Annotated in this window: 23 protein-coding genes, 1 tRNA gene and 2 riboswitches; of the genes, 12 read left to right on the top strand and 12 right to left on the bottom strand. The window is 60.6% G+C overall.

Annotated features, from left to right (window positions below; genetic code table 11):
• Positions 1-3 precede the first annotated feature (3 nt).
• Genes tpx through gcvT form a run of 4 tightly spaced genes read right to left on the bottom strand, consistent with a single transcriptional unit; the run spans position 4 to position 3414 of the window.
• Positions 4-504 (bottom strand): thiol peroxidase, encoded by a 501-nt coding sequence (gene tpx, locus Q8L89_04485; GenBank protein ID MDP1708304.1) that lies wholly within the window; start codon positions 502-504, stop codon positions 4-6.
• A 36-nt stretch (positions 505-540) separates the two neighbouring features.
• On the bottom strand, positions 541-1893 hold the full coding sequence (gcvPA, locus tag Q8L89_04490) for an aminomethyl-transferring glycine dehydrogenase subunit GcvPA (protein MDP1708305.1): 1353 nt from the start codon (positions 1891-1893) through the stop codon (positions 541-543).
• Positions 1894-1904: 11 nt separating this feature from the next.
• Entirely contained in the window at positions 1905-2300 is a 396-nt protein-coding gene (gene gcvH / locus Q8L89_04495) for a glycine cleavage system protein GcvH (GenBank protein MDP1708306.1), read from the bottom strand.
• 19 nt (positions 2301-2319) lie between these two features.
• Complete coding sequence (gcvT, locus tag Q8L89_04500) at positions 2320-3414, bottom strand: glycine cleavage system aminomethyltransferase GcvT (protein ID MDP1708307.1); 1095 nt, start codon at positions 3412-3414, stop codon at positions 2320-2322.
• Positions 3415-3475: 61 nt separating this feature from the next.
• Positions 3476-3564, bottom strand: a riboswitch (glycine riboswitch).
• Positions 3565-3587: 23 nt separating this feature from the next.
• A riboswitch (glycine riboswitch) is annotated at positions 3588-3687 on the bottom strand.
• A 153-nt stretch (positions 3688-3840) separates the two neighbouring features.
• Between gcvT and Q8L89_04505 the strand changes: the two genes are divergently transcribed.
• Entirely contained in the window at positions 3841-4236 is a 396-nt protein-coding gene (locus Q8L89_04505; GenBank protein ID MDP1708308.1) for a phosphate-starvation-inducible PsiE family protein, read from the top strand.
• 12 nt (positions 4237-4248) lie between these two features.
• Here the strand turns inward: Q8L89_04505 and Q8L89_04510 are convergent, their stop codons facing one another.
• The 5 genes from Q8L89_04510 to uvrD all read right to left on the bottom strand — a co-directional run bounded on the left by Q8L89_04510 (position 4249) and on the right by uvrD (position 10714).
• Entirely contained in the window at positions 4249-5907 is a 1659-nt protein-coding gene (locus tag Q8L89_04510) for an iron ABC transporter permease (protein ID MDP1708309.1), read from the bottom strand.
• 62 nt (positions 5908-5969) lie between these two features.
• The gene (locus tag Q8L89_04515) at positions 5970-6977 is read right to left on the bottom strand and encodes a Fe(3+) ABC transporter substrate-binding protein (protein MDP1708310.1); all 1008 of its coding nucleotides are present in this window, start codon (positions 6975-6977) and stop codon (positions 5970-5972) included.
• Positions 6978-7060: 83 nt separating this feature from the next.
• Entirely contained in the window at positions 7061-7813 is a 753-nt protein-coding gene (locus Q8L89_04520) for a sulfite exporter TauE/SafE family protein (protein MDP1708311.1), read from the bottom strand.
• A 210-nt stretch (positions 7814-8023) separates the two neighbouring features.
• Complete coding sequence (locus Q8L89_04525) at positions 8024-8359, bottom strand: c-type cytochrome (protein MDP1708312.1); 336 nt, start codon at positions 8357-8359, stop codon at positions 8024-8026.
• A gap of 180 nt (positions 8360-8539) precedes the next feature.
• Positions 8540-10714, bottom strand: coding sequence for a DNA helicase II (gene uvrD, locus Q8L89_04530; protein ID MDP1708313.1), 2175 nt, complete (start codon positions 10712-10714; stop codon positions 8540-8542).
• 43 nt (positions 10715-10757) lie between these two features.
• On the opposite strand from uvrD, the gene Q8L89_04535 reads away from it, so the two are divergent.
• Both Q8L89_04535 and Q8L89_04540 read left to right on the top strand, forming a co-directional pair.
• Positions 10758-11522 (top strand): phytanoyl-CoA dioxygenase family protein, encoded by a 765-nt coding sequence (locus Q8L89_04535; protein ID MDP1708314.1) that lies wholly within the window; start codon positions 10758-10760, stop codon positions 11520-11522.
• 78 nt (positions 11523-11600) lie between these two features.
• A tRNA-Phe gene (locus Q8L89_04540) sits at positions 11601-11676 on the top strand.
• 241 nt (positions 11677-11917) lie between these two features.
• On the opposite strand, the gene Q8L89_04545 is transcribed toward Q8L89_04540, so the two are convergent.
• Complete coding sequence (locus tag Q8L89_04545) at positions 11918-12526, bottom strand: DUF502 domain-containing protein (GenBank protein ID MDP1708315.1); 609 nt, start codon at positions 12524-12526, stop codon at positions 11918-11920.
• 76 nt (positions 12527-12602) lie between these two features.
• Positions 12603-13685 (bottom strand): calcium/sodium antiporter, encoded by a 1083-nt coding sequence (locus Q8L89_04550; GenBank protein MDP1708316.1) that lies wholly within the window; start codon positions 13683-13685, stop codon positions 12603-12605.
• 207 nt (positions 13686-13892) lie between these two features.
• Between Q8L89_04550 and Q8L89_04555 the strand changes: the two genes are divergently transcribed.
• Positions 13893-14588: an SDR family oxidoreductase gene (locus Q8L89_04555; GenBank protein ID MDP1708317.1), complete on the top strand. Its 696-nt coding sequence runs from the start codon at positions 13893-13895 to the stop codon at positions 14586-14588.
• A gap of 9 nt (positions 14589-14597) precedes the next feature.
• Here the strand turns inward: Q8L89_04555 and nudE are convergent, their stop codons facing one another.
• On the bottom strand, positions 14598-15146 hold the full coding sequence (nudE, locus tag Q8L89_04560; GenBank protein ID MDP1708318.1) for an ADP compounds hydrolase NudE: 549 nt from the start codon (positions 15144-15146) through the stop codon (positions 14598-14600).
• Between the two features lie 349 nt (positions 15147-15495).
• On the opposite strand from nudE, the gene Q8L89_04565 reads away from it, so the two are divergent.
• Genes Q8L89_04565 through lptE form a run of 8 tightly spaced genes read left to right on the top strand, consistent with a single transcriptional unit; the run spans position 15496 to position 25150 of the window.
• On the top strand, positions 15496-16692 hold the full coding sequence (locus tag Q8L89_04565; GenBank protein MDP1708319.1) for an ammonium transporter: 1197 nt from the start codon (positions 15496-15498) through the stop codon (positions 16690-16692).
• 15 nt (positions 16693-16707) lie between these two features.
• The gene (miaB, locus tag Q8L89_04570) at positions 16708-18084 is read left to right on the top strand and encodes a tRNA (N6-isopentenyl adenosine(37)-C2)-methylthiotransferase MiaB (GenBank protein MDP1708320.1); all 1377 of its coding nucleotides are present in this window, start codon (positions 16708-16710) and stop codon (positions 18082-18084) included.
• A 7-nt stretch (positions 18085-18091) separates the two neighbouring features.
• Positions 18092-19117 (top strand): PhoH family protein, encoded by a 1026-nt coding sequence (locus tag Q8L89_04575; GenBank protein MDP1708321.1) that lies wholly within the window; start codon positions 18092-18094, stop codon positions 19115-19117.
• Between the two features lie 19 nt (positions 19118-19136).
• Positions 19137-19562 (top strand): rRNA maturation RNase YbeY, encoded by a 426-nt coding sequence (ybeY, locus tag Q8L89_04580; GenBank protein ID MDP1708322.1) that lies wholly within the window; start codon positions 19137-19139, stop codon positions 19560-19562.
• Positions 19559-20437 (top strand): transporter associated domain-containing protein, encoded by an 879-nt coding sequence (locus Q8L89_04585; GenBank protein ID MDP1708323.1) that lies wholly within the window; start codon positions 19559-19561, stop codon positions 20435-20437. Before ybeY ends, Q8L89_04585 begins: the two co-directional genes overlap by 4 nt.
• Positions 20434-21960 (top strand): apolipoprotein N-acyltransferase, encoded by a 1527-nt coding sequence (gene lnt / locus Q8L89_04590; GenBank protein MDP1708324.1) that lies wholly within the window; start codon positions 20434-20436, stop codon positions 21958-21960. Before Q8L89_04585 ends, lnt begins: the two co-directional genes overlap by 4 nt.
• A 42-nt stretch (positions 21961-22002) precedes the next feature.
• Entirely contained in the window at positions 22003-24633 is a 2631-nt protein-coding gene (gene leuS, locus Q8L89_04595; GenBank protein MDP1708325.1) for a leucine--tRNA ligase, read from the top strand.
• A 19-nt stretch (positions 24634-24652) separates the two neighbouring features.
• Positions 24653-25150, top strand: a complete 498-nt coding sequence (gene lptE / locus Q8L89_04600; protein ID MDP1708326.1) for an LPS assembly lipoprotein LptE — start codon at positions 24653-24655, stop codon at positions 25148-25150.
• Positions 25151-25166: the final 16 nt, after the last annotated feature.

Genomic DNA, 25166 nt, shown 5'->3' on the forward strand with positions numbered 1-25166 from the left:
CGCTTACTTCAGCGCTGCCAGCGCCTTGTCGTAGTCAGGCTCCTGCCCGATCTCGGGCACCAGTTCCGTGTATGTCACCTTGTCGTTTTCATCCAGCACCACTACTGCGCGTGCGGTGATGCCGGCGAGCGGGCCGTCCTCAATCAGTACCCCGTAGTCCTTGGCGAAATGCCGGTCGCGCATCATGGAGAGGGTGACGACATTCCGGGTGTTCTCTGCGGCGCAGAAACGGTTCATGGCAAACGGCAGGTCGGCGGAGATCATCAATAGCACGGCACCGCCGTTGGTCTGGGCATGCTCATTGAATTTCTTGGTGCTGAGCGCACACACCGGGGTATCGAGGCTGGGCACGATGTTAAGCAGTTTTTTCTTGCCGCGAAAATCGGCCAGGGTCTTGTTGGCCAGATTGACATCGGCGAGGCTGAAATCAGGTGCCTTGGTGCCGACCTTGGGCAGGTCGCCATTGGTGTGTATCGGGTTGCCTTGCAGGGTGATGGTCGCCATCGTATGTTCCTCCTTTGTTGGGGTGAGGCAGAAGTGTCAGGCCAGTCTGCGCCGCAGACTGGCCGCATAGGCATCCAGATCGGTATCGAGTTTGGTTTCGGTGACACAGACCAGTATCGCTGACCCCAGCTCGGGGTAGTCGGTACTTAAATCGTAACCGCCGAGGATGTTGTCTGTGGTGAGCGCCTGCAGTATTTCCTGTGCCGGTTTGTCAAAGCGCAGCGCCGTTTCATGAAACGTCGGGCGCTGGAATACCCGGCTGACACCGGGGATGGCGCAGAGCATGTCCACCAGCCGTTGGGTATTGGCGTGGCTCTGTGCCGCGACGCGTTCCAGGCCTTCAGGTCCCAGCAGCGCCATGTGGATGGTAGCGGCGGTGACCAGCAGACCCTGATTGGTGCAGATGTTGGAGGTCGCCTTGGAGCGGCGGATATGTTGCTCGCGTGCCTGCAGCGTGAGTGAGTAACCCGGTTTGCCATCGAGGTCGACGGTACGGCCGATGATGCGCCCCGGCATCTGGCGCACATATTTTTTCTTGCAGCACATGAAGCCGAAATAGGGGCCGCCGGAGGACAGCGGTGCGCCCAGCGGTTGACCTTCACCACACACGATATCGGCGCCGGTTTCACCCCACGTACCCGGTGGCTTGAGCAGTGCGAGCGACACCGGGTTGACCACGGCAATGACCAGCAGATTGTGCTGGTGTGCCCAGTCGGTGAGCGCATCGACTTCTTCCAGTACGCCGAAAAAGTTCGGTTGCGGGATGACCAGTGCGGCGAATTCGTCCGGGTTAAACCGTTGCAGCGAATCCGGCACGGTGTAGCCGTCGTCTGTGCAATAGGCAAGCTCAACCAGCTCGATGTGCTGGTGCTGCACAATGCTGCGCACGACTGCCCGATAGGCCGGATGCACCGTGGCAGGCATCAGCACGCGGCGTGATTTGCCGTGGGTACGCACCGCCATGAGTACGGACTCGGCCAGTGCCGAGGCGCCGTCGTAGAGCGAGGCATTGGAGACCTCCATGCCGGTGAGCTGGGTCATCATGGTCTGGAATTCGTACAGCAATTGCAGTGTGCCCTGGCTCGCTTCCGCCTGGTACGGTGTGTAGGCGGAATAAAATTCGCCGCGCGTAGTAATCTCCCACACCGCAGCAGGGATGTGGTGCTCGTACGCCCCAGCGCCGATGAAGCACAGCGGTGCGCCATCCTGCGCGGCACGCGCCGCCATCAGGCGGCCGGCTTCCATTTCCGGGAGGCGCGTGGGTACCGTGTTCAAGCTTGAGTTGCGCAGCTGCGCCGGAATTTCCTCAAACAGTTCGTCGATGCTTTTCGCGCCGATGGCGTCGAGCATCGCGCTGACATCTTCCGGGGTGTGTGGAATGAAGGGCATGATGTGGCTGCTTAATGGGCGTCGGCGGCGATCAACGCTGCATAGCCCGCTGCGTCCAGCAGGCCATCGATGTCCGCTGCATTGGTGGGCGTGAGGTGCAGTATCCAGGCTGCACCGTAGGCATCTTTATTGACCAGCTCGGGTTGGTCGGCGAGTGCCGGGTTGGCTTCGATCACTTTTCCCGCAAGGGGGCTGTAGATATCCGAGGCGGCCTTGACCGACTCGACCACGGCGCAGGCGCCGCCGGCTGCGACCTGCTTGCCGACCGAAGGTACATCGATAAAGACAACGTCGCCGAGCAAGTCCTGGGCATGATCCGTGATACCGATGGTGGCCGTGCCGTCTTTGTGCAGCTCCACCCACTCATGGGTTTTGGTGTACTTGAGATGTTTTGGAATAGTGCTCATGTCTGATCCTCGGGAAATTTCAGATTAAGGATTTGCCGCCACGTACAAAAGGTGGTTTCACCGCGCGCGCCGGATGCAGCGTGCCGCGAATGTCGACGGCCACCTGTGCGCCAGTGGTGGCGGGTACACGCGCCAGTGCGATGGCCTGGCCCAGGGTGGGGGAGAAGCTGCCGCTGGTGATTTCACCTTCGCCAACACCCTCGACGATGACCTTTTGATGGTTGCGCAGTACGCCTTTGTTTTCCAGTACCAGCCCCACCAGTTTACGTGTAGCACCTTGTGATTTTTGAGCTTCCAGTGCACTGCGCCCGATGAAGCCCCGCTCTTTGGGTTCCCACGCCACAGTCCATTCCAGCCCGCACTCCAGCGGTGAGATAGTTTCATCCATATCGGTGCCGTAGAGATTCATGCCGGCTTCCAGTCGCAGCGTGTCGCGCGCGCCCAGCCCGACAGGCTTCACACCCTGGGCCAGCAATGCGCGCCACAGTGGTACTGCTGCCTGCCCCGGCAGCAGTACCTCGAAGCCGTCTTCACCGGTATAGCCGGTGCGGCCGATGAAGATATCGCCGCTGCAGGCGGCATAAAAAGGTTTAAGTTGCAGGGCAGCATCACGCAGGGTGTGCTCGCCACTGTCGGCCAGCACGTTCGCCACGCGTTCGCGCGCCTGCGGGCCTTGTACGGCAATCATGGCCAACTCGGGTCGTTCCGTTACGCTGACGCCGAATGCCGCCGCCTGGGTGTTAATCCAGGCCATGTCCTTGTCGCGGGTGGCGGCATTCACCACCATCCGGAACCACTGCTCTTCCATGAAGTAGACGATGAGATCATCGATGACACCTGCCTGCTCATTCAGCATACAGGTGTAAAGTGCCTGTTGTGGTTTGAGCTTGTCGACGTTGTTGGCGATGAGATGTTGCAGAAAGGCACGTGTCCTGGCGCCGCGCAGGTCAACGATAGTCATATGCGAGACATCAAACATGCCGGCATCGCGCCGTACCTGATGATGCTCTTCGACCTGTGAACCATAGTGGATGGGCATGTCCCAGCCGGCGAAATCAACAATCTTGCCGTGCAGCGAGAGATGCTCGTTGTAAAGCGGTGTCTGATGGCCCATGGCAGTAGTTGTCCGTACGCAAAATAAAAAAGGCGATGGCCGCGCGCGGAATGCGTGCTGCCATCGCCCCTCTGTCCTGTGACCTGAGAGATTGAACCCCTTCGGTGTCAGTCAGGTGTGCACCTGGCCGAGCTCTCCAGAATTGTGGGATGCCTAAGATTGCGGCGGCATCCTGTTGTCTCGCGGTCCTTTTGCCTGAGCGTTTCCGGGCGGTTTGCGCCGTCGGCGGTTGTCGCTGCTTGTGCCGCGACAACTCTCTCCCGCAAGACCTCACTACTATACCGTGCGCTGTGGGTGAATCCAAGCCAAATTGCGTGGTTTGATGTGAACAACGCACCACCTTGGGCGCTGCCACGCCGGGCCAGCGTTGACAGACGCCAGCTCGCCGTTGATGATGGATGAAATTCTGCCTAGGGGGCTCTCTAAATGGATATGCAGCGGCCGGCATCGCGTCGGGTCATGCGCTCTTTGCACATCATTGAGTGGGTCGGCCTGCTGCTGATCACTATGGCCACCATGGTGGCGGTGTGGCAGGAAGTCATGCTGATGGTGCACCGGCAGGAAGTGCTGTTGCAGGACATCCTGCTGCTGTTCATCTATCTTGAAATCTTTACCATGGTTGGCCTCTATTTCAGCAGCGGCAAGTTGCCGGTGCGTTATCCGATTTATATCGCCATGGTGGCGATAGCGCGTTATATCATCATCGGCCTCAAGGATTTGGACGGTTGGTCGATGGTGGCGCTATCGCTCGCCATTTTGGTGCTTGCACTCGCGGTGCTGGCCATACGTTACGGCCACACGCGCATGCCTTATGCGGAGTAGCTGCGCGGTGACTCAGCCCTGAGGGCGGGTGGCGCGCATCAGCAGTCGCACCGGCACCAGGCCGACCAGCACCAGCGCCAGCGCGGGCAGTGCCGCGCGCTCCCACTCGCCTTCCGAGGTCAGTTCGAATATGCGTACCGCCAGTGTGTCCCAGCCGAAGGGGCGCAGCAGCAGTGTCGCCGGTAGCTCCTTCATCACCTCCACCAGCACCAGCAACGCGGCCGACAGCAGGCCCGGACGCAGCATCGGCAGATAGATGCGCCAGAGAATTTCCTTGTGCGCCGCACCCAGGCTGCGCGCGGCTTGGGCAATGGACGGCGTGATGCGTTCCAGCCCGCTGTCCACCGGGCTGTGTGCTACGGCGAGAAAGCGCACCAGATAGGCAAACAACAATGCTACCAGCGAGCTTGCGAGCGCGAGCCCCACTGGGCCGCCAAACCACGCCTCGCTGAGGCTGTCGATGCCTTGATCAAGCCAGGTCAGCAGCAGCATGATGCCGACGGCGAGCACGGTGCCGGGCAGGGCATAGCCCAAGGTGGAGAGCCGTAGCAGCATGTCGCTCAGGCGGTTTTGCGGCTGGAGCCGCCGCACGGCGGCCAGCAGCAGCGCAACGCTGACGGTAATAAGCGCAGCCAACGCGCCCAGTGCCAGGGTGTGCAGCACAAACTCAAGGTAGCGTGCATCCAGATCGTCCAGCGCAGATTCTCCCGCCCACAGCAACAGTTGCCCCAGTGGAATGAGAAAGGCGACCAGCAGAACAGTGGTGGCCGCCGCCGTGGCACCCCATGCGCGGGCGCCGGTGAGTTGCAGCCGCCGCTCGTGGGCCGGTTTGCCACTGTTGTAATAACGCGCTGCGCCCCGAAAGCGCCGTTCCAGATACAGCGCGAGCGCGACCAGTAGCAACAGCAGCGTAGAAAGCTGGGCCGCCGCCTCGAGACTGAACAGCCCGAACCAGGCCTTGTAGATCGCGGTGGTAAAGGTGTCGTAATTGAAGATGTACACGGCGCCAAAATCGGCCAGTGTCTCCATCAGCGCCAGCGCCACGCCTGCGGCCAGCGCAGGCCGTGCGGTGGGCAGCGCCACCCGCAAAAAGGCCTGCCAGGGCGTGAGCCCCAGCATGCGGCCGCACTCCATCATGGTGCGGCCCTGGGAGAGAAACGCAGTACGGGCCAGCATGTAAACGTACGGGTAGAGTGCCAGCACCATCACCGTGATGACGCCGCCGGTTGAGCGGATCTGCGGTAACCGCAGATCATCGCCAAACAGGCTACGCAAGGCAGTTTGCAGCGGACCGCTGAAGTCCAGCAGGCCAATGGCGACAAAGGCCAGCACGTAGGTGGGCACCGCCAGCGGCAACATCAGCGCCCACTCGAACAGGCGGCGGCCGGGAAACTCGCACAGGGTGGTGAGCCAGGCCAGCCCCGCGCCCAGTACCAGCACGCCAATCCCGACACCCAGTGAGAGCACCAGCGTGTTGTAGAGCAGTTCGCCCAACACGGTGTCTGTCAGGTGGCGCCAGACCTCGGCCTCCGGCGTCAGCCAGGCGAAGAAGGGGACCAGAATGGGCAATACCACCAGCGCCGCAATGCACAACGATGCCACGTGCCAGCGATTGCACCGACTGCGGCGGCGTGCCGTATGTGTGACGGCGGTGCTGGACAGGGCACTCATGCGGGTCTATGGAGGCAGAATAAGCGTGCGGTTGAGGTTATCAGTCGCCCATACCTGCCGACTTACTTGTACCCGGCACGATCCATCAGTTTTACCGCTGCCACCTGACGCTTGCCGGCCTCGGCGACGTTGATGGTATTGTGCTTGAACTCACCCCAGGACGCCACCAGTGAATCGGGTGCTACGTTCGGGTTGGCGGGAAACTCCAGGTTGGAATCGGCAAACAGGTGTTGCGCCTGGTCGCCCGACAGCCACTCGAGGAACTTGACGGCGGCCTGTGCGTGTTTGGCGTGGGCGGTCACACCGGCGCCGGAAATGTTTACATGCGCACCTTGCTGATCTTGGTTGGCCCAGAAGATGGACACGGGCGCGTCGGGCTGGTTGCGCTTGAGGCGGCCAAAATAATAGCTGTTGACGATACCCACATCGCATTGACCGGCAATAACGGCATTGAGTACGCTGTCGTCATCTGAAAATGCCGGTGCGGCAAGATTGGCAACCCAGGCCTTGACGGTGGCCTCGGTCGCGGCTTCGCCTGACTGGGCGATCATCATGGCAACCAGCGACTGGTTGTACACCTTCTTGGAGCTGCGCAGGCACAAACGCCCCTTCCATTGTGTGGCACCCAGGGCTTCATAGGTGGAGAGCTCGCCGGGTTTCACCTTGTTGGGGTTGTAGACGATGGTGCGTGCGCGCACCGAGAGGCCGTACCAGTAGCCATCAGGGTCGCGCAGGTGGGCGGGAATATTGCTGTTGAGCGTCTGGGAGTTGACCTTGGCCAGCACCCCCTCCTGCACAGCTTGCCACAGGTTGCCAGCGTCTACTGTGATCAGCAGGTCGGCAGGGGTCTTGGCGCCCTCGGCCTTGAGGCGCTCGAGCAGGGGGCCTTCCTTGCCGGTGATGAATTTTATGGCGACGCCGGTTTCCTGGGTGTAGGCATCAAACAGCGGTTTGATGAGTTGCTCGTTGCGCGCCGAATAGACCACGATCTCGTCGGCGGCCTGCACCGGTGGCAGGGCGAGTGGCAGCAAGGCCAGTAGCGACAACAGGGTACGATACACAGATTTCATTTTCGGGCTCCAGGCAGGAGGTCTAATGTTTAGTAATGATAATTATTATCATTTAAATGCGCAAGTGCCGCCTGAGAATTTTTTTACAGCCAATTCCCCTTGATCAGTTTGAAGCCTGCCATCAGCAGCACCAGCGCGAGCACGCGCAGCAAAACAGGTGATGACAGGCGGAAGGCCCCACTGTAAGAGCCCAAGGCCCCACCGAGCAGCACGGCCGCGCCAAGCCACCCAGCCAGGCTCCAGTCGGGCAGTACCTTGCCCGTTTGCGCCAGCAGGCCGGCGGCTGAATTCAGGAAGATGAAGGCGGCGGAGAGGGCGGCTGTTTTTTTTGCATCCGCCCAGCCCAGCACCAGCAGCAGCGGGCTGAGGAAAATTCCACCGCCGATGCCAAGCAGCCCGGCCATAAACCCCAGCAGCAAGCCCACCGGGACACCCACGCCATACAGGCGTGCTGGCGTAATGGCGGTCAGGGTCGCGATGGGGCGGGGTAGCAGAAAGCGCAGGGCGGCAGCCAACAAGGTGAAACCCAGCAGCAGCGAGAAGGTCTCGGGTGTCAGCTGTGTGGCGCCGCCGACATAGGCGGCCGGAATGGAGGCGATGATAAACGGCAGCAGCAGCCGTGGTTCAAAATGCCCGGCCCGCTGATAGTTGAGGAAGGCCAGCCCGCTCACCAGCAGATTGAGCGCCAGCACCGTGGGTACGATATCCGCGCGCGCAAAGCCGAACAGGGCAAAGATGGCGAGGTAGGTGGTGGCACCGCCGTGGCCTACCGAGCTGTAGGCCAGCGCAGCAAGGAAAAACAGCGGCACCAGCCACAGTACGGCATCATGATCCATAACGCAGGGTGGGCAACTGGCGGCTAATCGTCGTCACAATGTAGCATGCCTGTGTCTACCTGCGACATCCGCAGAACCCTTCGCTACGCTCTTCCCTGCGCAGCCGTCGCTCCTGCGCATCCATGCGCCCGCGACATTCGCACGTCCATGTGCAGCACAAAAAAAAGCCAGCGGTTAAGCTGGCTTTTAGTACCGGATGGAGCGGTGTGACTATTTGGCCAGGGAGATAATGAAATCAGCCAGGGCGTCGATGTCGGCATCGGCAACGCGCGGCGAGTAGGCCGGCATCACACCCATCTGCCAGCGGCCCGTGCCGCCCTTCTTGGTCCACTCGACCAGGCTGGCCTTGGCGCCGGCATCGCCTGCGTACTTGGCGCTAATATCTTTCCAGGACGGTCCGACACGCTTCTGGTCGATGTTGTGGCAAGCAAAGCAGCCGCTCTTCTTGGCCAGTTCCGAGCCTGCTGCCATGTCCAGTGCGGCGCTTGCCTGGCCTGCGAATAACAGGGCGGCGGCAGCGGAAGCAATCAACAAATGTGACTTCATGAATCTTCTCCTTTTACGTGATGAATTAAACAAATGTAAGGGTTCTGTTTACAGGGTTGTGGCCCTCGGCAAGCACCCGACGCCGTATTATCTCATTCATTAACGCAGAAATAGCAAGCGCGTAGCAAAAAATGCTGGCGCATGTACTGCGCGCAGGTGATAGTCTTGGGCACGCAAGAACTATGCCGTTTGCAGATTGGCATAGGCCACCATCAGCCATTTGCTGCCCGCGCGCGCAAAACTTACCTGAACCCGTGCCTGCTCGCCTCGCCCCTCATAATTCATGATCACACCTTCGCCGAAAGCGGCGTGACGCACATGCTGGCCCAGCCGGAGACCGGTAGGCGTAACTTGGTTATCGGTCGTGGCGGAGAATACTTGAGTGGCAGTGACCGGAGTGGAGGCAGCCACTGTGCCGTGCAGGCGTACCTCGCGCATGAGTTCGGCAGGAATCTCGTTCACGAACCGGGACGGATTGGGATAGGTGTCGGTGCCGTGCAGGCGGCGGCGTTCGGCGTGGGTGACGTAAAGCTGGCGTTTGGCGCGTGTCAGCCCGACATAACACAGGCGGCGCTCTTCTTCCAGGCGGCGGTCTTCCTCAATGGAAAGCCGGTGCGGAAACAGCCCCTCTTCCATGCCGCAGAGGAACACCAGCGGAAATTCGAGCCCCTTGGCCGAGTGCAGCGTCATGAGCTGCACACAGTCATCCCAGGCATTGCCCTGGCCTTCGCCTGCTTCCAGCGCGGCATGCGAGAGAAAGGCCGACAGGGGATCCAGGCCCTCCTCCGGCTCATGGCTGAACTGGCGCGCGGCGCTGGAAAGCTCTTCCAGATTTTCCACCCGCGCCTGGCCCTTTTCGCCCTTGTCCTTGCGGTGATGGTCAAGCAGACCGCTGCACTGCACCACGTGATCAGTCTGCTCATGCAGTTCAAGATGGGCTGTGTCACGCGCCAGTGCTTCGATCAGATTGAGAAAGGCCGCCAGCGCCGAGGCCGCGCGCGCACTCAGTTTGGCTTCCGTGGTGAGTGCAAGTGCCGCCCGCCACAGCGGGATTTGCTGGCTGCGGGCATGAGCGCGCAGTACCTCCAGCGTGGTGTCGCCGATGCCGCGCGTCGGCATGTTGACCACTCGCTCAAACGAGGCATCGTCATCGCGGTTGGCAATCAGGCGCAGATAGGCCAGTGCGTCCTTGATCTCGGCGCGCTCGAAGAAACGCAGGCCGCCATAGACCCGGTACGGCATGCCGACCTGTAGCAAGGCCTCTTCAAAGTTGCGCGACTGTGCATTGGATCGGTAGAGAATGGCGGCCTCGGCGCGTTGCCCGCCCTGTGCTACCCACTGGCGGATCCGTTCGACCACGAAGCGCGCCTCGTCCAGATCATTGAATGCCGCATAACGCAGGATGGGCTCGCCGTCGGCATCGTTGGTCCACAGGTTTTTGCCGAGACGTCCGCTGTTGTTGGCAATGAGCGCGTTGGCGGCCTTGAGGATGGTGCCGGTGGAGCGGTAGTTCTGCTCCAGCCGCAGTGTTTGCGCGCCATGGAAGTCGCGTGCGAACTGCTGGATATTTTCGATGCGTGCGCCGCGCCAGCCGTAAATCGACTGGTCGTCATCGCCGACTGCAAACATGCGCCCGTGCGCGCTTGCGAGCATGCGCAACCAGGCGTATTGAATCGCGTTGGTGTCCTGAAATTCGTCCACCAGAATGTGCTGAAAACGATTCTGATAGTGCGCCAGCACCTGCGGCTGTTTGAGCCATAACTCATGTGCGCGCAGCAACAACTCGGCAAAATCCACCAGGCCGGAGCGCTCACACAATGCTTCATAAGCCTGATAGATGCGGATCATCTGGCGTGCATAGGGGTCGCCGCGGTCATCGATGTGCTGCGGACGCACGCCCTCGTCCTTGCGGGCATTGATGAACCATTGTGCTTGACGCGGTGGCCACTTGGCCTCATCAAGGTCGAGCGCCTTCAGTACACGGCGCAGCGTACGGTATTGGTCATCGCTGTCGAGAATCTGGAAGGTCTGGGGCAGGCGCGCCTCGCGCCAGTGCGCGCGCAGCAGGCGGTGTGCCAGCCCGTGAAACGTGCCTACCCACATGCCGCCCGCCGGGCGTTGCAACAGGCCTTCAATGCGTCCACGCATCTCGGCCGCAGCCTTGTTGGTGAAGGTGACGGCGAGGATGGAAAACGGCGTGGCGTGTTCCACCTCCATCAGCCAGGCGATGCGGTGCGTGAGTACCCGCGTCTTGCCGCTGCCTGCGCCAGCCAATACCAGCAGCGGGCCTTGCGGGGCGCACACCGCCTCGCGTTGCGCGTCGTTCAGCGGGTCAATCAGGCGGGAAACATCCATATTTCAATTTTAACATAAGCGCCAGTACTGGCCGGGGTGTAAAATGCCGCGCATGTTCAATGCGCACGAAGTTGAGGGTTTTCGCAAAGACGGCTATGTGATTGTGCGCCAACTCGCCGCACCCGAGACGGTGCGCGCCATGCGCTCGCTCGCTGCAGCAGCGCTGGAAGCCGAAGTGGGGCCGCTCGAATATGAGGCCGATCTGCATTATCCCGGTGCGCCGCCATCCCGCACCGCGCCGGGTGGCCACACGGTACGGCGCTTATTGCAGGCCTATGCGCGTGCCCCGGTATTTCGTGACTGGGCGCTGAGCGCGCCGGTTACCGGGCGTCTGCAGCAACTGCTGGGGCCGGATATCCTGCTGGCGCAGGCGCATCACAACTGTATCATGACCAAGCAGCCGCGCTACAGCAGCATCACCCACTGGCATCAGGACATCCGCTACTGGGCGTTTGAGCGCCAGGAACTGGTGAGTGTCTGGCTGGCACTCGGGCCGGAGCGCGTGGAGAACGGCTGTCTGCTGCTGGTGCCCGGTAGCCAGGCCATGGCGTTTACCCCGGCACAATTTGATAAGACGATATTTTTCCGTCCCGAACTGCCACAGAATCAGCAACTGATCGCTACCGGTATCCCGGCAGAACTCGATGCGGGCGATGTGCTGTTCTTCCACTGCCGCACGCTGCATGCCGCCGGTCGCAATGAGACCGATGCGACCAAGTTTTCAGTAGTATTCACCTATCACGCGGTTGACAATCACCCGCTCGCCAACACGCGCTCGGCCAGTACGCCTGAGGTTGCGGTGGCCTGACTTAAGAGTGCCTTTGGCCATTTACCTTGACGCATGCAGCGGCTGACGCGGTACAATACGCGCCTTTCCGCAGTATCAGGCCAGGTAGCTCAGTCGGTAGAGCAGGGGACTGAAAATCCCCGTGTCGGCGGTTCGATTCCGTCCCTGGCCACCACACAGATACCTTAATGAGCGGTTGCTGTATCACTATAAATAACTTGGGTGGGCCGGAATCTCACAGCATTCAGGTCGGGGTTGATGCGCACCGTCCTTGGCGTGCACCCTGCGGGCATGCTTCGCACGTCCCGTTTTGCTCCGGGCAAAACGGTCGATTCCGTCCCTGGCCACCAATAATCAATAAGGTACAGGTCATGCTTTGGCGTGCGCACAGCGTGTTCCCCGTTGCACGTACCGGCCTACGTCTTCGCTGTGTGACGCTCGGTACTCGAGCGGATGCCCGCAGTCACGACAAACTTCATTGCTTCCTCGCGTGACATGTTGACCGGTGTGACCGACGCGCGCGGCAGGAATACGGTATAGCCGCCGATCATGTAGCTCATCGGCAGATAAACCGCCACTTCGCTGTCGCGTCCGATGCCCTCAGGAAGGCTGGAGAAATCGGTGCGTGTGATGAAGCCGAGCAGACGCATGCCGCTGCCGGGCAGCTCCACCGACACCACCTGCATGGGCAGGTCATCGCCGTGCCGCGCGAACAGGCCGAGCAGGTCACGCAGCGCGGTGTAGATTGAGCGTACCAGCGGGATTTCGAGAAGGACACGCTCGGCGCGATTGAACAGCTCCCGAAACAACCACATGTGCATCAGTATGCCAATGAGAAATACACCCACGAGCGCAACCGCGATACCCATACCTGCGAGGTAGCGTTCGTCCGGGATCAGCCATCGAACTTGTGCGCCAATCAGCCGCTCAGCACCGGAGAAGAACCACACGATCAGGTATGCGGTGGCGAGGATGGGTAGCACAGTAAACAGGCCGGTGATAAAAATCTTGCCGATCATTTTCATGGCGAGGCTCCTGCAGCAGGCAATGGATAAGGGGATTCATGGCGTACCACACCGGCATAGCGGAAAACGTTGCCTGTCATGGCTTGGTCTCCGCTGCCCGCACCAGCAGCACGGTCAGGGTGACCACTGTGAGCGGCAGCACGAAGCCAAGCATGGCAGTGCTGAACGCCGGCAGCGCCGCGTGTTGCGTGGCCGCCAGGATCAGGTACAGCACATAGGCTGCATAGTAGCCGAGGAACAGCGCCCCCTCCCAGCGTGCGATCAGGTGGCCGGTGGCGAAGATCGGCAGACACGCGAGCGCCACCGCGATCATCACCGGGATGTCGAAGCGAATCAACGCGGGCGCGACCTCGAGCCCGCCCGGCGTGACCACGGCGGCGATGCCGGCGATGGCGAGGATGTTGAACAAGCTGCTGCCAATCACATTGCCGACGGCAATGTCGCGCTCGCCGCGCAGCGCCGCCACGATGGAGGTCGCAAGCTCGGGCAGTGAGGTGCCGGCGGCGACGATGGTGAGGCCGATGATCAATTCGCTCACGCCAAACATGCGCGCGAACGCCACCGCCCCTTCCACCAGCCAGTGAGCGCCGAGCACGAGCAGCGCGAGTCCGGCGATGATAAGCGCGATCTGCAACGGCAGCTGCCCGCGTCCGGCGGTAGCACTGCCGCCGAATTCCTGTGCGTACTCAGTCTGTACCGCCACGGCCTCTTTGCGGCTCTGGTGCAGCGCGAACACCGTATAGGCCACGATGCCGGAGGCGAGCAGCACGCCGTCATACCCGCTGATGCGTCCATCGAGCGCCATAACCAGCAGCAATACCGAGACACCGATCATCAGCGGCACCTCGATTCTTACCAGTTGCTGGGACACCGCCAGCGGCGTAATGAGTGCCGCGAGGCCGAGGATGAGCAGCACGTTGAAGATGTTGCTACCGACCACGTTGCCCAGCGCGATATCCGCCTGACCTGCGAGCCCGGCCTTGATGCTCACCGCGAGTTCCGGCGCGCTGGTGCCGAACGCGACCACGGTGAGTCCGATCACCAAGGCCGAGATGCCGAAGCGTGCCGCCAGCCGCGAGGCCCCGCGCACTAACAGCTCAGCGCCGCCGACCAGCAGGATCAGTCCGATCACAAACAGAGCCACCACTGTGAGACTCATTGGCTGAACTCCAGAAAAATAAACGCGCCGGATTTAATCGGGCCGATTACATGCCACATGCTGTTCATTGCTACACCTTTTTGCGCTGAATTTTGAGCTCGATTTTCTGTGTGATTGGGTTGCCGGTCATCGTCACACCACGGTTTGTTCGGCGTATAATCTCACTTAATACTACCCTTGGCTTTGTTTTTATACTGGAGGTCGGTCATGTCTTCCATTCTTGTGACAGGTGCAAATCGAGGCTTGGGCCTGGAATTTGTGCGCCAGTATGCCAAGGAGGGTTGGGACGTGCTTGCCTGTTGCAGGTATCCCGACCAGGCGCGCGAACTGAAGCAGTTGGCGGGACGGCACGACACGGTGAGCGTGCATGCACTTGATGTGGCGGATCATAAGCAGATCGATGCGCTGGCCCAGACGCTGCACGATAGGGCGATTGATGTCCTGCTCAGCAATGCGGGTGTGTATGGCGGCGCGGAGGATGAGAGTTTCGGCAGTCTGAGATACCCGGTCTGGGAGCGCGAGCTGCGTATCAATACCCTGGCCCCGGCAAAAATGGCCGAGGCGTTTGTAAGTCATGTCGCGCGTAGCGACAAGAAGTTGATTGCGTCGGTCAGCAGCCTGATGGGCAGCATGGCCGACAACGGCAGCGGCGGCAGTTATCTGTACCGCTCCAGCAAGGCTGCGCTCAATGCCGTGATGGTGAGCCTGGCGCGCGACCTCGCGCCGCGCAAGATCGGGGCGCTGGTGTTGCATCCCGGCTGGGTGAAGACCGATATGGGCGGGCCGAATGCTGAAATTACGCCGGAGACCAGCGTGCGCGGCATGCGCGGGGTGATAGAGGGTTTCAGGCTCAAGGACTCGGGGCGGTTTATGGCCTACGATGGCGCCGAACTGCCCTGGTAGCTGGTTGCGCTAGGGCGCGGTGTAAAGCTTGTCGCGCACGATAAACAGCGCGGCGATGGAGCGCGCCTCGGTGCATTCCGGATGCGCGAGCAATTCTCCGAGCTGCGACAAGCGCCACGGTATGACTTCAATCGGCTCCGGTTCATCACCCACCAGTTTTTGCGGGTAGAGATCTTCCGCCAGCACTACGTGCGTGGTGTGGTTGAGATAGCCCGGCGCCAGCGTCATGGAGGTGATGTGCCTCAGGCGGCGGGCGCCATAGCCGACCTCTTCCTTCAGCTCGCGGTCGGCGCCAGCAAGCAGATCTTCGTCGGGTTCGAGGCGGCCCTTGGGCAGTGCCAGTTCGTAGCGTCCTGCCCCTGCGGCGTATTCGCGGATGAGCAGCACGGTGTCGGCGTCGAGCATCGGCACCACCAGCACCGCGCCACGCGGCGCGCTGTGCAGGCGCTCGTACTGTACCTCAACGCCGTTGGAAAAGCGCAGGTCTACCTGCTCGACGTGAAAGATGCGCGTTTTGGCCAGGGTTTCGACGCGCAGAATCTCCGGTGTTTTAGGCATGCGCCCATCATACTCATAAGTCAGTAAGTAAGACTACACTTCCCGTTGCGTCCCCGCCCCTGTTTAGGGGTGAGGCCGTGAAACGGCCGAACGCCAAGCCAGGACGGCTTGGCTGGACTTTTGCGCGGGGCATGGATAGCGCAGCGCAAAAGGGGGCAGGGTGGGGGTAGAGTAAACAGGGTTTTTACTCAGGAGTCACAGCATTATTGTTGTAGCTTTATTTACTGGCTCCTGAGTAGCAGTGTGGCGCCGCCGGTTCGACTTTTAGGGAGTCCGGCCTTAGAATTACGGGCTTAACGTGCTCGCAATGGGTGTGGGGCAGGATAAATCAGTGACAGCGGGGGCGGGAATGGAGAGTTTGCAGTCGGGCAGCGATGTATTGTTTGTCTTGGTCGGCGCCGTGATGGTGTTGGCCATGCATGCCGGTTTTGCCTTTCTGGAGGTGGGGACGGTACGGCACAAGAACCAGGTCAACGCCCTGGTCAAGATCATCTGTGATTTCGCTGTTTCCACTATTGCCTATTTCTTTATCGGCTACGGCGTGGCCTATGGCGTGTATTTCATGCAGGGAGCAGAAGAGCTGGCGGCGAAAAACGGTTATGAGCTGGTGAAGTTTTTCTTCCTGCTCACGTTTGCCGCCGCCGTGCCTGCCATCATTTCGGGCGGCATAGCCGAGCGGGCCAAGTTTAACCCGCAACTGGCAGCGAGCTTCGTGTTCGTGGCGCTGATCTACCCGTTCTATGAGGGCATGGTATGGAACGGCCATTACGGCGTACAGGACTGGCTGGCGGCCACCTTTGGCGCCAGCTTCCATGACTTCGCCGGCTCGGTGGTGGTGCACGCGATGGGCGGCTGGATGGCGCTGGTCGCAGTCGTGCTGCTGGGCGCGCGCCGAGGGCGTTACGGCAAGGACGGGCAGGTGTCCATGCATCCGCCGTCGAATATCCCCTTTCTGGCGCTGGGCGCGTGGGTGCTGACCGTGGGCTGGTTCGGCTTTAATGTCATGTCGGCCCAGTCGGTCGCGGCGGTGAGCGGGCTGGTGGCGGTGAATTCGCTGATGGCCATGGTAGGCGGCATACTGGCGGCGCTGTTCATCGGCCGCAACGACCCCGGCTTTGTGCACAACGGCCCGCTGGCCGGTCTGGTGGCAGTGTGTGCGGGCTCAGATATCATGCACCCGCTGGGTGCGCTGGTGACCGGGGTGCTGGCCGGTGCGCTGTTCGTCTGGACGTTCACGCTGACGCAAAACAAATGGAAGATTGATGATGTGCTCGGCGTGTGGCCGCTGCACGGGTTGTGCGGCGCGTGGGGCGGCATCGCGGCAGGCATTTTCGGGTTGGAGGCGCTGGGCGGCCGTGGTGGGGTCAGTTTTACCGCGCAGTTGATCGGTACGGCAGGCGGCGTCGCGATCGCAGTGATTGGCAGTTTTGTGGTGTATAGCGTGCTCAAGAAAGCTGTCGGGCTACGCCTCAGCGCGGAAGAGGAGTTTGCCGGCGCTGACCTCAGCATACACAAGATCGGCGCTACCCCTCCCTATAATGATTAACACGCTGGGCGACGTATGACGCGCAAGCTGTACATCCATACTCACGGTTGTCAGATGAATGAGTATGATTCCGCCAGAATGGCGGACGTACTCGCGGCCTCCCATGGCCTGGTACCCACGGCCACGCCGGAAGAGGCGGACGTGTTGCTGCTGAATACCTGCTCCATTCGCGAGAAGGCACAGGAAAAGGTATTTTCACATCTGGGGCGCTGGCGTGAGTGGAAGCTGGCGCGGCCCGAACTGGTCATTGGTGTCGGCGGCTGCGTGGCGAGCCAGGAGGGTGAGGGTATCCGCGCCCGCGCGCCCTATGTCGATATGGTGTTCGGCCCGCAGACCCTGCACCGCCTGCCCGAGATGGTGGAGAGTGTGTGGCGCACACGCACGCCTGTGGTCGATGTTTCATTTCCTGAAATAGAAAAATTCGACCGGCTGCCTGAGCCGCGCGCCACAGGCCCCGTCGCCCTGGTTTCCATCATGGAGGGTTGCAGTAAATATTGCACCTTCTGCGTGGTGCCCTACACCCGGGGTGAAGAGATCAGCCGTTCACTCACCAGCGTGTTGCAGGAGGTCAGCCAGCTCGCCGCGCAGGGCGTGCGCGAGGTAACGCTGCTGGGACAGAATGTGAACGCCTATCGGGGCGTGATGGATGACGGCGACTGCGCCGACCTCGCATTGCTGATTCATCATGTGGCTGCGGTCGACGGCATCGAGCGCATTCGCTTCACAACCTCCCACCCGGTGGAATTCTCCGACAGCCTGATCAACGCCTACGCCGAGGTGACGAAACTGGCCAATCACCTGCATCTGCCGGTGCAGAGTGGTTCTGACCGCATCTTGGCGCTGATGAAGCGTGGCCACACCGTGCTTGAGTACAAATCGAAGCTGCGCAAGTTGCGTGCGTTGCGCCCCGGCATCTGTATTTCATCGGATTTTATCGTGGGCTTCCCGGGGGAGACCGAAGAGGATTTTGCGGCGACACTGAGGCTGATTGATGAGGTCGGCTTCGATCACTCCTACAGTTTTATCTACAGCCCGCGCCCCGGCACACCGGCGGCAGGGCTACCGGACCCGGTGCCACTCGCAGTGAAGCAACGTCGCCTGGCTGAGTTGCAGGCACGCATTAATGTGCAGGCCGCCGACATCAATCGCCACATGCTCGGCAGCGTGCAGCGTATTCTGGTCGAGCGCCCTGCACGCAAACATGCGAATCAGTATGCCGGGCACACCGAAAACAACCGGGTGGTGAATTTCTTTAGCGCCGAAAACATCATCGGCCAGTACGTCGATGTGCGCATCACTGAGGTGCAGCCAAACTCGTTGCGGGGCGAATTGTTGGCAGGGCATGCGTTGCCAGCACAGCAGACTGTAGTACCGCTGCACGCACAGGCCTGACGTCTTCGTGGCCAAACGTCTTACACCCCGCATCGTCAAGGTCGAGCCGCCGCACCAGATTGATATTACGCTCGAGCCCGCCGACAACCAGCGGCTTGCCAATCTGGGTGGCCAATTCGATGAGCACCTGCGCCAGATGGAGCGCAGACTCGGGGTGGAGATCAACAGCCGTGGCAATGTGTTCCGCATTATTGGTGACGCAGCTGCAGCGCAGGCCGGAGCCAAGGTGCTGAAAGAACTCTACGCCGAGACGCTGCGCGAAACACTGACGCCGGAGCGCATACATTTGTTGCTCAATCGCGGCGAGATGGATACGCTGTCAGCGGCTGGGGCGAGTGCACCAGTCACGCTCGCGGAAGTCAGTATCCGTACCCGCCACGGCCTGATTCAGGGTCAGAATCCGAATCAGCGGCGTTACCTGCAACACATCCTGGCGCACGACATTAACTTCGGCATCGGCCCGGCGGGCACCGGCAAGACCTATCTTGCGGTGGCATGTGCGATCGAGGCGCTGGAGAGCGAACGCGTGCGACGGCTGGTGCTGGTGCGCCCGGCGGTTGAGGCCGGTGAGCGGCTGGGTTTTCTGCCCGGTGATCTGGCGCAGAAAATCGATCCCTATCTGCGTCCACTTTATGACGCACTCTACGAGATGCTCGGTTTTGAGCGTGTGGCACGGCTGATCGAGCGTAACGTGATCGAGGTTGCGCCGCTTGCCTACATGCGCGGGCGTACGCTGAACGAGGCGTTTATCATACTGGACGAAGCGCAAAACACCACGGTCGAGCAAATGAAGATGTTTCTCACCCGCATCGGTTTTGGCTCCACCGTTGTGGTGACAGGCGATGTCACCCAGATCGATCTGCCGCGTGAACGCAGGTCGGGACTGCGTCATGCAGTTGAAGTCTTGAAAGGTATAGATGGTATCAGTTTCAGTTTTTTTCGCGCCCAGGATGTAGTACGTCATCCGCTGGTGCAGCGCATAGTCACGGCCTATGAAAACTACGAGCGCAACACAGACGCGCCGGAAAAATAGCATCCAGGTGCAATACGCAGTGCCACGTCGTGGTCTGCCGCTGGTCAAAGACTTCCGGCGCTGGGTGCTCGCTACACTGAATGGGCGTCCGGCGGTGGAAGTGACGCTGCGCATTGTGGATGAGGCAGAGAGCGCGTTGCTCAACAGCACCTATCGTCATAAGCACGGCGCGACCAACGTGTTATCCTTCGCATTTGAAGCGCAGGCTGCCGGAGATTATCTGGGCGACATCGTGATCTGTGCGCCGGTGGTGGTGCGGGAGGCCCGCTTGCAGGGCAAGTCGACGCAGGCCCACTGGGCGCACATGGTGGTGCATGGTATCTTGCACTTACTGGGCTATGACCACCGTAACACTGCCGAGGCCAGTGTCATGGAACGGCTGGAGACGCGCCTGCTGGCGGATGTTGGCTACCCCGACCCTTATCAAACAGATAAAAACGTATGAACGACGACAATACCTCCGAACCCCCGCAACGATCCTGGCTTGACCGCCTGAGCAAGGTGTTGCTCGGCGAGCCGCATGACCGCGAGCAGCTGGTTACGCTGTTACGTGATGCTGAAAGCCGTAATCTGCTCGATGCCGACGCGCTCGCCATGATCGAAGGTGTATTGGCGGTATCCGAGCTGCAGGTGCGAGACATCATGGTGCCGCGTTCGCAGATGGTGGTCGTGCCGCGCGATCAGCGGCCGGAAGAGTTCCTGCCGTTGATTATTGAGTCTGCCCACTCGCGCTTCCCCGTGATTGGCGAAAGCCGGGACGAGGTGACGGGCATATTGCTGGCCAAAGACCTGCTCGCCTATTTTGCCGAGGGCGGCAAGGATACATTTCAGCTCAACGACGTATTGCGACCAGCGGTATTTATACCGGAGAGCATGCGCCTGAACGTATTGCTCAAGGAATTCCGCAACAGTCGCAATCATATCGCCATGGTGGTGGATGAATATAGTGGTGTGGCGGGCCTGGTGACTATTGAGGATGTGCTGGAGCAGATCGTGGGCGAGATCGAGGACGAGCACGATGTTGAAGACGAGACCTTTATCGTCAAGAACAGTGATTCCAGCTACACAGTGAAGGCATTGATGCCGGTGGAGGACTTTAATCGTGAGTTCGGCACCGAGTTCAAGCAGGAGGAGTTTGACACCTTGGGGGGCGTACTTACTCATCATCTTGGTCGTCTGCCCAAGCGCGGTGAAACCATCAGCATAGGACGCATGCGCTTCAAGATATTGCGCGCCGACAGTCGCCGCCTGCATTTGCTGCAGTTGATGCTGCGCGCGCCAGCCGAGGGCAGCACGCCCGCCGCTTCCTCGCAGGTGTGACGCAGTCCCAGTGGGTTGATAAAGGCTGGCGCGACGACCTGTGCGCGCTGGTGGCAGGTGTGTTATTCCCGCTGGCCTTTGCCCCCTTTCACTGGTTTCCACTTTCCATCCTGGCGTTGGCGCTGTTGTTTGGTGTATGGCGGGGCACGACGCCGCGCCGGGCCGCCTGGCGCGGCTGGCTGTTTGGCGTGGGCCAGTTTGGGGTGGGCGTGTCATGGGTGTATGTGGCCATCCATGACTTTGGCTATGCCAGTGTAGCGCTGGCGGGTTTCATGACGGCGTTATTCGTAGTGCTGCTGGCGCTGTTTCCTGCGCTGCTCGGATACGCCATGGCCCGCCTGCCCCCGCTGGCGGGCATTGTGCAAGCCCTGCTGGTGTTTCCTGCGGGCTGGACGCTGTTTGAGTGGCTGCGTGGCTGGGTACTGACAGGCTTTCCCTGGCTCCATGCCGGCTACAGCCAGATAGATGCACCGCTCGCCGGACTGGCCCCCATCGTCGGTGTGTACGGTGTGTCGTGGGCGGCGGCATTCTCCGCCGGGGTGTTGCTCATGCTGGTGCAGACAACGGGCAGGGCCAGGTACTTCAGCGCCGCCGTGTTGCTTGCGCTGTGGCTGGTTGCACTGCTGGCGGGACGGGTGGTGTGGACCCAGGCCGAGGGTGTACCGCTGCGCGCTGCCCTGGTGCAGGGCAATATCCCGCAGGACATCAAGTGGCAACCGGAGCAGGTGCAGCGCACGCTGGAGCGCTATCTTGAGCTTACGCGCCAACACTGGGACAGCGATCTGGTCGTGTGGCCGGAGGCCGCACTGCCGGTGTTTTATGATCAGATTGCGGACAATTATCTTGCCCGGCTGCAGGATGAAGCGCGCGCAAACCATACGGATATGTTGATCGGTATTTCAGTGCGGGAGCAGGGCTCACGCCGTTATTACAACAGCATGTTGAGTCTGGGCAGCAGCACGGGTTTTTACCATAAACGCCATCTGGTGCCATTTGGTGATTACGTGCCGCTAGAGGCATGGCTGCGCGGGCTGATCCGCTTTTTCGATCTGCCCATGTCAGGTTACAGTCCCGGCCCGGCCCAGCAGCCACTGCTGGAGGTGGCCGGCCACAAGGTCGGTGTATCGATCTGCTACGAGGATGTGTTTGGTGAAGAGGTGATTCAGTCGCTGCCGCAGGCCGCGCTACTGGTGAATGGTACCAACAATGCCTGGTACGGCGATTCCTTCGCCCCGCATCAGGCCTTGCAGATGTCGCGCATGCGGGCGCTGGAATCCGGACGGTACATGCTGCGCGCCACGACCAACGGCATCTCGGCGGTGATCGACGCCCGCGGCAAGGTCGTGGCGCAGTCCGAGCAGTTTCAAGAGGATGTGGTGGCGGCGACCTTTCAGCCGCTGACCGGCGCCACACCCTATGCGCGCTGGGGCAACTACCCGGTGGTGATCGCACTGCTGCTGGTGCTGGCGTGGACTGCGCTGCGCGGCTGGCGCGGGCAACAAAACCCGACCGATTCCGCGTAAAATAGCCCATCTTCGTTAACAGCTGTACTGGATTCAAGCGCCATGGATGAGCACTATCCGCCAAAAAAAATCGAATGCGAGGCCCAGCGCTATTGGGAGCAGCAGCAGGTATTCAAGGCGCAGGAAGACCCGGCGCGGGAAAAATTCTACTGCCTGTCGATGTTTCCGTACCCGAGCGGACGCCTGCATATGGGCCATGTGCGCAACTACACCATCGGCGACGTGATCGCCCGCTACCAGCGCATGCGTGGCAAAAACGTGATGCAGCCGATCGGCTGGGACGCCTTCGGGCTGCCGGCAGAAAATGCCGCGATGCAGAACAAGGCCTCGCCGGCCAACTGGACCTGGGACAACATCGCCTACATGCGCGACCAGTTGAAAAGCCTGGGCTTCGCCTATGACTGGTCGCGCGAGCTTGCCACCTGCGATCCGCAGTATTACCGCTGGGAGCAGTGGCTGTTCACGCGTTTGTTCAGCAAGGGCATCATCTACAAAAAGAGTGGCGTGGTGAACTGGGATCCGGTGGACCAGACCGTGCTTGCCAACGAGCAGGTGATCGACGGGCGTGGCTGGCGCAGCGGTGCGCTGGTCGAGAAGCGTGAGATCCCGATGTACTACTTCAAGATCACCGCCTATGCCGACGAGTTGCTGGCCGGGCTGGATCAGCTGCCGCACTGGCCGGAGCAGGTGAAGGCCATGCAGCGCAACTGGATCGGCAAGAGTCGCGGCATGGAGGTGCACTTCCCATATGCCGACGGCAGCGACGTGTTAAAGGTGTTTACCACGCGCCCCGACACCTTGATGGGCGTCACCTATGTCGCGGTCGCCGCCGAGCATCCGCTGGCCACGCAGGCCGCCGCAAACAATCCCGCTCTGCACACCTTTATGGAGGAATGCAAAAAAGGCGGCGTAACTGAGGCAGAGCTCGCCACGCAGGACAAGAAAGGCATGGCGACCGGCGCATTCGTCATCCATCCGTTTACGGGCGAGAAACTTCCGGTGTGGGTGGCGAATTATGTACTCATGGGTTACGGCGAAGGGGCGGTGATGGCGGTGCCGGCCCATGACGAGCGCGATTTTACATTTGCAGTTGAATATCAGCTACCCATCAAGGCGGTAATACGCCCGGCGGACAGTGCGCTCGCCGAGCCACTCACGGCGGCGTGTACCGACTGCGGCATCTTGTTCAACTCCGGTGAATTCGATGGACTTGATTTCGAGCAGGCCTTTAACAGAATGGAGGCCGTATTAAAGCAGAGAAAACTCGGTGAATCGCGTATCCAGTTCCGTCTGCGCGACTGGGGCATCTCGCGTCAGCGCTACTGGGGCTGCCCGATTCCGATTATTCATTGCGCCGATTGCGGTGACGTACCGGTGCCGGACAAGGATTTGCCCGTGCAGCTGCCGGAAGACATCGTGCCGGATGGCAGTGGCAACCCGCTGGCCAAGCTGCCCGCATTTTACCAAACGTCCTGTCCGCAGTGCGGCAAACAGGCGCGACGAGAGACCGACACCATGGACACTTTTGTTGAATCGTCCTGGTATTACGCGCGCTTCTGCGCGCCGGATACCGCCACCGGCATGGTAGATGACCGCGCCCGGCACTGGCTGCCGGTGGATCAATACATCGGTGGCATTGAGCACGCGATTCTGCATCTGCTGTATGCGCGTTTTTTTCACAAGCTGATGCGTGACGAAGGCCTGGTAACCGGCGATGAGCCCTTCACCCAGTTACTTACCCAGGGCATGGTGCTGGCCGAGACCTTCTACCGTGTGCAGGCCAACGGCAAGAAGGACTATTTTTTCCCGCATGAGGTTGTGGTTGAGCGGGATGACAAGGGGCGGATGGTGGCCGCGACGCTGCAACGCGATGGTCAGCCGGTGACCGTGGGAGGTATCGAAACCATGTCGAAGTCGAAGAACAACGGCGTGGATCCGCAGGCGCTGATAGACAAATACGGTGCTGATACCGCGCGCCTGTTCATGATGTTCGCCGCGCCGCCGGAGCAGACCCTGGAATGGTCGGATGCGGGCGCGCAGGGTTCTTACCGTTTTCTGAAGCGGTTGTGGGCATTCGCCTCTGAGAACAATTCTTTTCTGGCCACTGCATCTGAATGGGGAAGCAAGACAATATATTGGGGGAACGCCGCCCCGGAACATGTGGCCGTGCGTAGAGAGATCCATCAGACACTGAAGCAAATAAACTACGACATGGGCAGGCACCAGTTCAATACGGTGGTGTCCGGTGCAATGAAAATATTAAATGCGCTTGTGCACATACCGGAGCCTAAGATGCGGTCGGGAGAGAAGATGCCGATCCCGACGTATACTGAGCTGATCAGTGAAGGTCTGGGTATCCTGCTGCGCCTGCTGGCGCCGATCACCCCGCACATTACGCACAGCCTGTGGAAGGAATTTGAGTTCGGCGGGGATATCATTGATGCGCCGTGGCCCGAGGTTGATGAGGCCGCTCTGGCGCAGGATGAAATAGAGCTGGTGGTACAGGTAAGCGGCAAGCTGCGCGGCCGGATCAGGGTGCCTGCGCAGGCAGACCAGCCGCAGATAGAAGCCGCCGCATTGGGAGATGTCAATGTCCGGCGTTTCACCGCGGGAAAGATGGTCAGGAAAATCGTCGTCGTTCCGGGTAAGCTGGTAAATATTGTCGTGGCCTGACCAATTGCAGGGAGTGAAAATGACATTACAGATACGGATGGGGGCGTTGGGGCTGGTACTGCTGCTGGCGGGTTGCGGCTTCCATTTGCGCGGCAGCGGTGTGGACGATATTGCACTGTCGGATATGCCGATGGTCTATCTGCAAAGCGGTAATCCGCAGAGCGGCATGCTGGAGGAATTGCGGCGCCGGGGCGGGCTGCAGGGGGCTCGCTTTACGCTGGACAGCGCCGCCGCCGATCTGGCGCTGAACATCACGTCCGAGCGTTTCGATCGTCGCGTGCTGTCTGTGGGTGGCGCCGGTAAGGTGAGCGAATACGAAGTGCACTATGCAATTTCGTACAGCGTGCTCGACAATAATGGCGAGGAAAAGCTGGCCAACAGGATCAGCCTGGTGCGGGATTACCGCTTTGATGAAACGCAAGTGCTGGGCAAGGAAGCAGAAGAAAAGCGATTGCGTCAGGATATGGTGCAGGACGCGGCACAACAGATCATGCGCCAGTTACGCACCATACGCTAATGCCTGGGCGGCTCCT

The organism is Gammaproteobacteria bacterium (assembly GCA_030680605.1).
In the GTDB taxonomy this organism is placed as follows: domain Bacteria; phylum Pseudomonadota; class Gammaproteobacteria; order SURF-13; family SURF-13; genus JAQBXX01.